Origin of the sequence: Siccirubricoccus soli (assembly GCF_024178315.1) — a bacterium.
Lineage (GTDB): Bacteria > Pseudomonadota > Alphaproteobacteria > Acetobacterales > Acetobacteraceae > Siccirubricoccus > Siccirubricoccus soli.
Window position 1 is genome coordinate 1 of the sequence record NZ_JAMZIK010000052.1, and the last position, 6,589, is coordinate 6,589.

8 protein-coding genes and 1 pseudogene are annotated in these 6,589 nt (G+C 74.0%); 3 read left to right on the plus strand and 6 right to left on the minus strand.

The genetic code is table 11. From position 1 onward, the window contains the following. Positions 1 to 277: pseudogene (locus NJ376_RS08940) on the minus strand (ABC transporter substrate-binding protein); the annotation flags it as partial. Between the two features lie 402 nt (positions 278 to 679). Between NJ376_RS08940 and NJ376_RS08945 the strand changes: the two are divergent. Next, positions 680 to 1,267: a DMT family transporter gene (locus tag NJ376_RS08945; protein ID WP_252952900.1), complete on the plus strand. Its 588-nt coding sequence runs from the start codon at positions 680 to 682 to the stop codon at positions 1,265 to 1,267. A 10-nt stretch (positions 1,268 to 1,277) separates the two neighbouring features. Beyond that, complete coding sequence (locus tag NJ376_RS08950; RefSeq protein ID WP_252952901.1) at positions 1,278 to 3,302, plus strand: DNA/RNA helicase domain-containing protein; 2,025 nt, start codon at positions 1,278 to 1,280, stop codon at positions 3,300 to 3,302. A gap of 190 nt (positions 3,303 to 3,492) precedes the next feature. Here the strand turns inward: NJ376_RS08950 and NJ376_RS08955 are convergent, their stop codons facing one another. Next, positions 3,493 to 4,095 carry a fasciclin domain-containing protein gene (locus tag NJ376_RS08955; protein ID WP_252952902.1) on the minus strand — a complete coding sequence of 201 codons (603 nt, stop codon included), beginning with the start codon at positions 4,093 to 4,095 and terminating at the stop codon, positions 3,493 to 3,495. Positions 4,096 to 4,514: 419 nt separating this feature from the next. Between NJ376_RS08955 and NJ376_RS08960 the strand changes: the two genes are divergently transcribed. Then, entirely contained in the window at positions 4,515 to 5,255 is a 741-nt protein-coding gene (locus NJ376_RS08960; RefSeq protein ID WP_252952903.1) for a metallophosphoesterase, read from the plus strand. Positions 5,256 to 5,371: 116 nt separating this feature from the next. On the opposite strand, the gene NJ376_RS08965 is transcribed toward NJ376_RS08960, so the two are convergent. The 4 genes from NJ376_RS08965 to NJ376_RS08980 all read right to left on the minus strand — a co-directional run. Beyond that, a complete protein-coding gene (locus NJ376_RS08965; protein ID WP_252952904.1) occupies positions 5,372 to 5,842 on the minus strand; it encodes a GNAT family N-acetyltransferase in 471 nt (156 codons plus the stop codon). An 88-nt stretch (positions 5,843 to 5,930) separates the two neighbouring features. Next, complete coding sequence (locus tag NJ376_RS08970) at positions 5,931 to 6,092, minus strand: hypothetical protein (protein ID WP_252952905.1); 162 nt, start codon at positions 6,090 to 6,092, stop codon at positions 5,931 to 5,933. Positions 6,093 to 6,106: 14 nt separating this feature from the next. Continuing rightward, positions 6,107 to 6,322: a hypothetical protein gene (locus NJ376_RS08975; protein ID WP_252952906.1), complete on the minus strand. Its 216-nt coding sequence runs from the start codon at positions 6,320 to 6,322 to the stop codon at positions 6,107 to 6,109. Positions 6,323 to 6,365: 43 nt separating this feature from the next. Further along, the coding region (locus NJ376_RS08980) for a hypothetical protein (RefSeq protein ID WP_252952907.1) at positions 6,366 to 6,589 on the minus strand (224 nt) is incomplete at its 5' end.

The window sequence follows — 6,589 nt, forward strand, 5'->3', positions numbered from 1 at the left end:
CCCGCAGGCGGAAGCGCCAGGTCAGGCCGTCCTCCTCCCAGGCCTCGACCATCTGCGGCTGCGGGCGCAGATTGCCGTCCAACCCGAAGAGCTGATCATAGATCATCAGCGAGTGGTGGCGCGTGATGTAGGCGGTGGTGAAGACCGGGTCGAGCACGGTCAGATCCGCCTGCGGCACGTATTTCAACACCCGCGCCCCGGCGGGCTGGGCGAAGGCAGGGGCTGCCAGGGGGATGGCGGCAGCGGCGGAGGCGGTGAGGAATTGACGTCGCAGCATGGGGATTCCCTTCCGGCGGGGCCGCGGGCGACCGGCGTTGTTGGGTGGAGACATGCGGCGGAAGCCGGCGCAAGGCAAGCCCGTCGCGCCGCGACCGGAACAGGGGGCCTCGCCTGATCCTCGCCTATGCCTGCCTCGCCGGATCCATGGCCCTGGTCGGCGCCAATGTCGGCGTGGGCAAGCTGCTGGCGGAGGCGCTGCCGATTCCGCTCATCGCCTGCCTGCGCTGCCTGCTGGCCTGCGCCGTGCTCCTCCCCCTCGCCTGGGCGCTGGAGGGGCGGGTGCGGCCGGGGCGCGGCGCGCTGGGCAACCTGGCGCTGCAAGCGCTGTTCGGCACCGCGCTCTACAATGCCGGGCTGCTGGCCGGGCTGCGCCTGACCACGGGCGCTGGAGGGCGGGCTGGTGCTGGCGACCATGCCGGCCGTGGTGGCGCTGGGCAGCGCGCTCTGGCTGCGGGAAGGCCTGCGCCCGCGGCAATGGGCGGCGGTGGCGCTGGCCGCCGGCGGCATGGCGCTGATGACGCTGGCGCGGTTGGGGGGCACGGCCGGGGACGGCGGCCATGCGCTGGGCAATCTGCTGGTCTTCGGCGGGGTGCTGGGGGAAGCCGCCTATGTCCTGCTCGCCAAACGGCTGGGCGCGGCGCTGCCGGTGGTGACGGCCAGCTTCTGGATGCAGGCCTTCAGCGCCCTGCTGCTGCTGCCCGTCTCGCTCCCCGGAATCGGCGCCGTCGCCGCCCTGGCGGAGCCGCACCTGGCCGGGCTGCTGGTCTTCCACAGCCTGACGGCCAGCGTGCTCTGCCTGCTGCTCTGGTATGCCGGGCTGCGGCGCGTGCCGGCGGGGGTGGCCGGGATGTTCACCATGTTCCTGCCCGCCGCCGCGGCCGCCACCGCGGTGCTGGCGCTGGGCGAGGCGGTGACGCTCTTCCATCTTCTCGGCTTCGGCGTGATGGGGGCGAGCCTGCTGCTGGCCACCTGGCGGAGCCGGGCATGACGGAGCAGGCATGAGGACCTGGCACGCCTGCACCGGCGCCGAATTGCTGGCCGAGGACCCGGCCGTGACCGCCGGCCGCCTCGCCTCCGCCCAGCAGCTCCGCGGCTTCCCCGGCTCGGCGGATCAGGAGCTCGCCTGGCGCGCGCAGATCGCCGCGCTGCGGCGGGCGGTGGCGGCGCTCGGCGGCGAGGCCTGGACCATCGCCCTGGAGTACGAGTTGCTGCGGCTGGAGAAGCGCATCGACGCGGTGGTGCTGACCGACCGCGCCATCCTCTGCCTGGAGTTCAAGACCGCGCCGCCCAGCCCGGCAGCGCTGGCCGAGGCCGAGGATTACGCGCTGGATCTGCGGGACTTCCATGCCGGCAGCCGGCGCCATGCCATCGTGCCGCTGCTGGTCGCGGGCCAGGGCGGCTTCCGGCCGCCGGAGCAGCCCTGGCTGCTGCCGACCCACCCGACCGCGCCGCTGCCCTGCGGCCCTGGCGCGCTGGACCAGGCCATCGCCTGGGTCCAGCGCAGCCTGCCGCCGCCGGCCACGCCCCTGGACGGCGCGGCCTGGCTCGCCGCGCCCTATCGCCCGGTGCCCAGCATCGTCGAGGCGGCGACCATGCTCTATGCCCGGCATGGCGTGGCGGAGATCGCCGCCGCCCGGGCCGATGCGCCGAGCCTGACGCGCACCGCCGCCGCCATCGCCCGGCAGATCGCCCGGGCGAAGGCAGAGGGCGCGAAGCTCGTGGTCTTCGTCACCGGCATCCCGGGCGCCGGCAAGACGCTGTGCGGGCTGAACGCCGTCTTCGGCCCCGCGCGGCAGGAGGGCGCGGCCTTTCTCACCGGCAATGTCCCGTTGGTCGCCGTGCTGCGCGAGGCCCTGGTGCGGGACGCGGTGACGCGCGACGAGGCCGGCCGCGCCGAAGCCGAGCGCCGCACCCGTGCCGCGCTGCAGAACGTGCATCGCTTCCTGGAGGATGGCGCCACCGCGCCCGGCCGTCCGCCGCCCGAACGGCTGATCATCTTCGATGAGGCGCAGCGCGCCTGGGACGAGGCCAAGGCCCGACTTGGCACGCAGAACAAGCGCTCCCGCCTCACCATGAGCGAGCCGGCTCATACGCTGGAGATCATGGGCCGGCACCAGGGCTGGGCGGTTGTGGTCGCGCTGATCGGCAATGGGCAGGAGATCAATACCGGCGAGGCCGGTCTGCGGGAATGGGGCCGGGTGATCGCCGCCAACCGGGCTTGGCGCGCCGTCGCCGCGCCCCGCGCGCTGGCGGCGGCGGACCCGGTGCAGCGCTTGGCGGATGGCCCGGCCCCCTGGCTGGACATCGAGGCGGATCTCGACCTCACCCTGCCCATGCGCAGCCTGCGGGAGGCGGCCGGCGCCGAATGGGTCGCGGCGTTGCTGGAGGGCGATGCGGCCTCGGCGCAACGCATCGCCGCCACGGCGCCAGGGCTGCCCTACTACCTGACGCGCGATCTGGGCGCGCTGCGCGCCGCGCTGCGGCAGCTGGCGCGCGGCAACCGGCGCGCCGGCCTGGTGCGTGCCGCCGGCGCCCGTCGCCTCCGTGCGGAAGGCCTCGCCGCCGAGGTCGCCAGCCGCGAGGTGGCGGATTGGTTCCTGCGGCGCTGGCCGGATGTCCGCGCTTCGGACGCGCTGGAGGCGGCGGCGACGGAATATGCCTGCCAGGGGCTGGAGCTGGATGTGGTCGGGCTGGCCTGGGGTGGCGATTTCATCCGCCAGGGCGGCGCCTGGCTCGCGCGTGCCTTCATCGGCCATCGCTGGCAGGCGGCGCCGCGCGACTTCGCCTTCATCCGCAACACCTACCGGGTGCTGCTGACGCGCGCACGCTACGAAACCATCATCTGGGTACCGCCGGGCTCCGCGGCCACGGAGCCCTTCCATGACCGGACCCGTCCTGCGGCGGAAATGGACGCCATCGCCACCCATCTCCTCGCCTGCGGCGCCATGCCGCTGGCAAGTCTGCCGGCGACGCCGGCGCCCGTCGTCGCCCCAGACCTTCTGGCGCCGCTGCGCCAATCCTGACGCAGCCAGGGCCTGCTGCGGCATCATTGCAGCGGGCCTTGCTCCTCACCGCCCGCCCCGGTGTCCCGATTTCAGAGTCCGTGAGACTTCGGGATCGAGGCACTGGGCTTTGGTTGTCGTGGCCTGCTTGCTCGCCCCGTTCGTGGGAGATCCGGAGAACAGAGCGGTCAGGCCACCGGCGTGCGTCAACTCAGGGCGTCAGCACCTGGCTGATGCCGTGGATGACGCCGTTGGTCGCCATGATGTCCGGCGCCACGATCGCCGCTGGCGGCACCACGTTCAGCCCGCCCGCGCCGAAGGTCGCGGCCTGCCGCTCCGGCGCCGGATTGGCCAGGGCGATCGTCCCGCCCTGCGAGGCGATGCGCAGCATGCCCCCCGAATAGGTCTTATATTGATGGTCGCCGGTGAGCTGGGCCGAGGTGAGCACCACGCCGGGAATCACGTGATAGCCGATCAGGGAGCGCAGCCGCACAAGGTCCGGCGTGCCGCTGGCCACGCCGCCGCCGGCGCTGCCGCCGGCCCCGCCCGGGTTCAGCAGGTCGTTGAGCATGGAGGCGTTGGCCTGGTTGAAGGCGTCGTTGGTCGGGGCGAAGACCGTTACGGCATTGGCGGAGCGGAACTGGTCCACGGCACCGCCGCGGCTCGCCAGCTCGACGAAGCTGCTGAAGCGCGGGTCGCCCGCCATGGTGTCGATGACGTTGCGCCCCTGCGCCCGCACCGCGGGGGCCGCAAGCCCGATGAGGCCGAGGCCGGCGCCGAAAGCGAGAGCCTGGCGTTTGCTGAAGCGTTGCATGGTTGACCCTTTCCTGGCATTCTGAGAGGCGGGGCCACCTAGCCTCGCCCGGCACCGTTGCAACGCCAGCTGAGAGCGGCAGTTCGCCACTGTAGCGCTTGCGGTCGCGTTGCCCTGTCGCGCGATCCTGTCGCAGTGCGGGCGGATCGCCTTTACCTTGCCGGCCATGGCTGCCCCCTGCCCTGCGCCGCTTCGCCGGCCTCCTGCCCTTTCGTTGCGGCCGCCGCTGGTGGTTCCCGGCTCGAAAGCCCGGGCGGCGTGCCGTGCTAGCCGATGCTTGATGCCGGCGGGCGCCGGTTCCGGCGTTGCGGCTGGATGCTCAAGCGCGTGCGGTTGATGGCCGCCTCCCTCCTTTCCCTTTTCCCGATCCGGCCGGGTGCCGCCGCCCGGCCCTGGAGCGCCGCCGCGGACGGGGCCCGATGACGGACCGCGCCCGGGCGGATCTCCGCCGCCGCGGCTTTCGTGGGCTGCGCGTGGTGGGCGACGTGCATGGCGAGGCCGCGGCCTTCGGCCATGCGGTGGAGGGCGCGGCGGCGCTCGGCCTCTTCCTGCTGCAGCTCGGCGACCTGACCGACTACGGGCCGGACAGCCCGGGCGTGCTGCGGCTGATGTTCGGGCTGCTGGATGCCGGCCGCGGTCGCTTCCTGCTCGGCAACCATGACCACAAGCTGCGTCGGGCGCTGCTCGGGCAGCGGGTGAAGGTGCCGGCGGAGGGGCTGGGGCGGACCCTGGAACAGCTCGCCGCCGCCCCGGATGGGGAGGCGCTGGCGGCGCGGGCGGTGCTGGCGATCGCCGAGGCGCCGGCCTGGCTGCGCCTCGACCGCTGGCTCTTCGTGCATGGCGGCTGGCATCCGGCGATGCTGGGGCAGCCGCCCCCGGCCCGGGCCGGGGCGGTGAAGCCGGACCCGCTGCTCTCCCGCGCGCTGTTCGGCCAGGTGACCGGGCGGATGCTGGCGGGTGGCTATCCGGAGCGGCTGCATGGCTGGGTGGACCAGATCCCCGCCGGCTTCACCCTGTATTGCGGGCATGAGCGGCGTTCCACCGATGGCCGGCCGCATGAGATGGAGGGGGCGGCAGGCGGCCGGGCGGTGTTCCTCGATACCGGCGCCGGCAAGGGCGGGCATCTGAGCTGGGTCGACCTCCCCTTCCCGGCGGCGTGACCCAGCCGCCCGTGCCGCGGGACAGGGAGGCGATCATGCCCGGCCTGGAGCGCCTGACCTTCCAGGCCGGGTATCGCGCGCCCGGGACCCGCAGCCTGGCGTATCGCCGGCGGCTATCAGTCCCGCCTGATGATGAAGCCGTTCGCCACCCGCTCCATGCCGAGCTTCGGGTACCAGGTCATCGGCTTCGGGGCGGAGAGCAGCAGCAGCATGCTCTCCGGCCCGACGATGCGCTTCACCTCGGCGATCAGCGCCCGCCCCAGCCCCCTGCCCTGCGCCGCAGGATCGACGCAGAGGTCGGAAAGGTAGGTGGCATAGGAGAAGTCCGTCAGGCAGCGGGCGACGCCCATCAGCCGCCCCGCCGCATCCCGGCCGGTGACCACCAGGTTGGCATGGGCCAGCATGCGCGCCATGCGCGGCGCGTCCTCGACCGGCCGGCCGAGGCCGGAGGTGCGGACCACGGCGATGAACTCCTCCACCGCCAGCCGCCCTTCTTCCCGCGCGAAGCGATAGCCCGGGGGCGGCACGGCCAACGCCGCCCAGGCGGCATGGCCGAGGAGCGGCGGCGGGTCGGCGTCTGTCGGCATGGGCGTTTCCTCCCGGAGGATGGTCAGGCCGGAGGCATCGCCCGGCCTCACGGCAGGCGCAACAGGCAACAGGTCGGGGACGCCACCCCTACCCGGCCAGCCGGCACGCCAGCAGGGCCAGCGCCTCGGAGTTGCGGCCGAGCGTCATGTGACAGCCGGCGACCTCGAAGCTCGCCCCCGCCTCCGGCGCCAGGCAGCTTTCCGGCATCACGATGCCGTCCTGGCGCGTCCAGATGGCGGTGACGGGCATCGCCAGGGGCCGGGTCAGCGCAGCGGGCTCCAGCCCGGCGGCAAAGCGGGGCAGCAGCGGGCGGAAGAGCGCGGCGCGAGCGGGCTCGCCGTCGGCAGGAGCACCGGGCTGCCGAGGGTGGCGAGATGGGCAATGCAGTCCGGGACGGCCTGGGCCGTCAGCCGCGCCAGCAGGCCGCCGAGGCTGTAGCCGAGCAGCAGGACGAGGCCCGACGCCGCCAGCGCCTCCACCCGCCGCCGCAGCCCGGCAGGCAGCGCCGGGGTTGGCCCCCATTCACCCCAAGCCGCCAGCCGAAAGCGCGGAAACCGCAGGCGGCGAGGAAGCGGCGAAGCGGCGAAGCGGGGCGGTGAAGGCATCGCCGGTGAGGAAGGCGGGCACCACCAGCACCACCCTCCCCTGGCCGGCGGGCAGGCTCGCCGGATCCGGCAGCGCCAGACGCCAGCAGGCGAGGGCCCTGACCTCCCTGGCCCGGCCGCGCCAGGGCGCCGCCGGGGCCG

Coding starts and splice junctions, on each gene's coding strand:
- NJ376_RS08970 (WP_252952905.1), bottom strand. CDS start 6,092: ATGCCCGTCACCGCCATCTGGACGCGCCAGGACGGCATCGTGATGCCG.
- NJ376_RS08960 (WP_252952903.1), top strand. CDS start 4,515: ATGACGGACCGCGCCCGGGCGGATCTCCGCCGCCGCGGCTTTCGTGGG.
- NJ376_RS08955 (WP_252952902.1), bottom strand. CDS start 4,095: ATGCAACGCTTCAGCAAACGCCAGGCTCTCGCTTTCGGCGCCGGCCTC.
- NJ376_RS08965 (WP_252952904.1), bottom strand. CDS start 5,842: ATGCCGACAGACGCCGACCCGCCGCCGCTCCTCGGCCATGCCGCCTGG.
- NJ376_RS08950 (WP_252952901.1), top strand. CDS start 1,278: ATGAGGACCTGGCACGCCTGCACCGGCGCCGAATTGCTGGCCGAGGAC.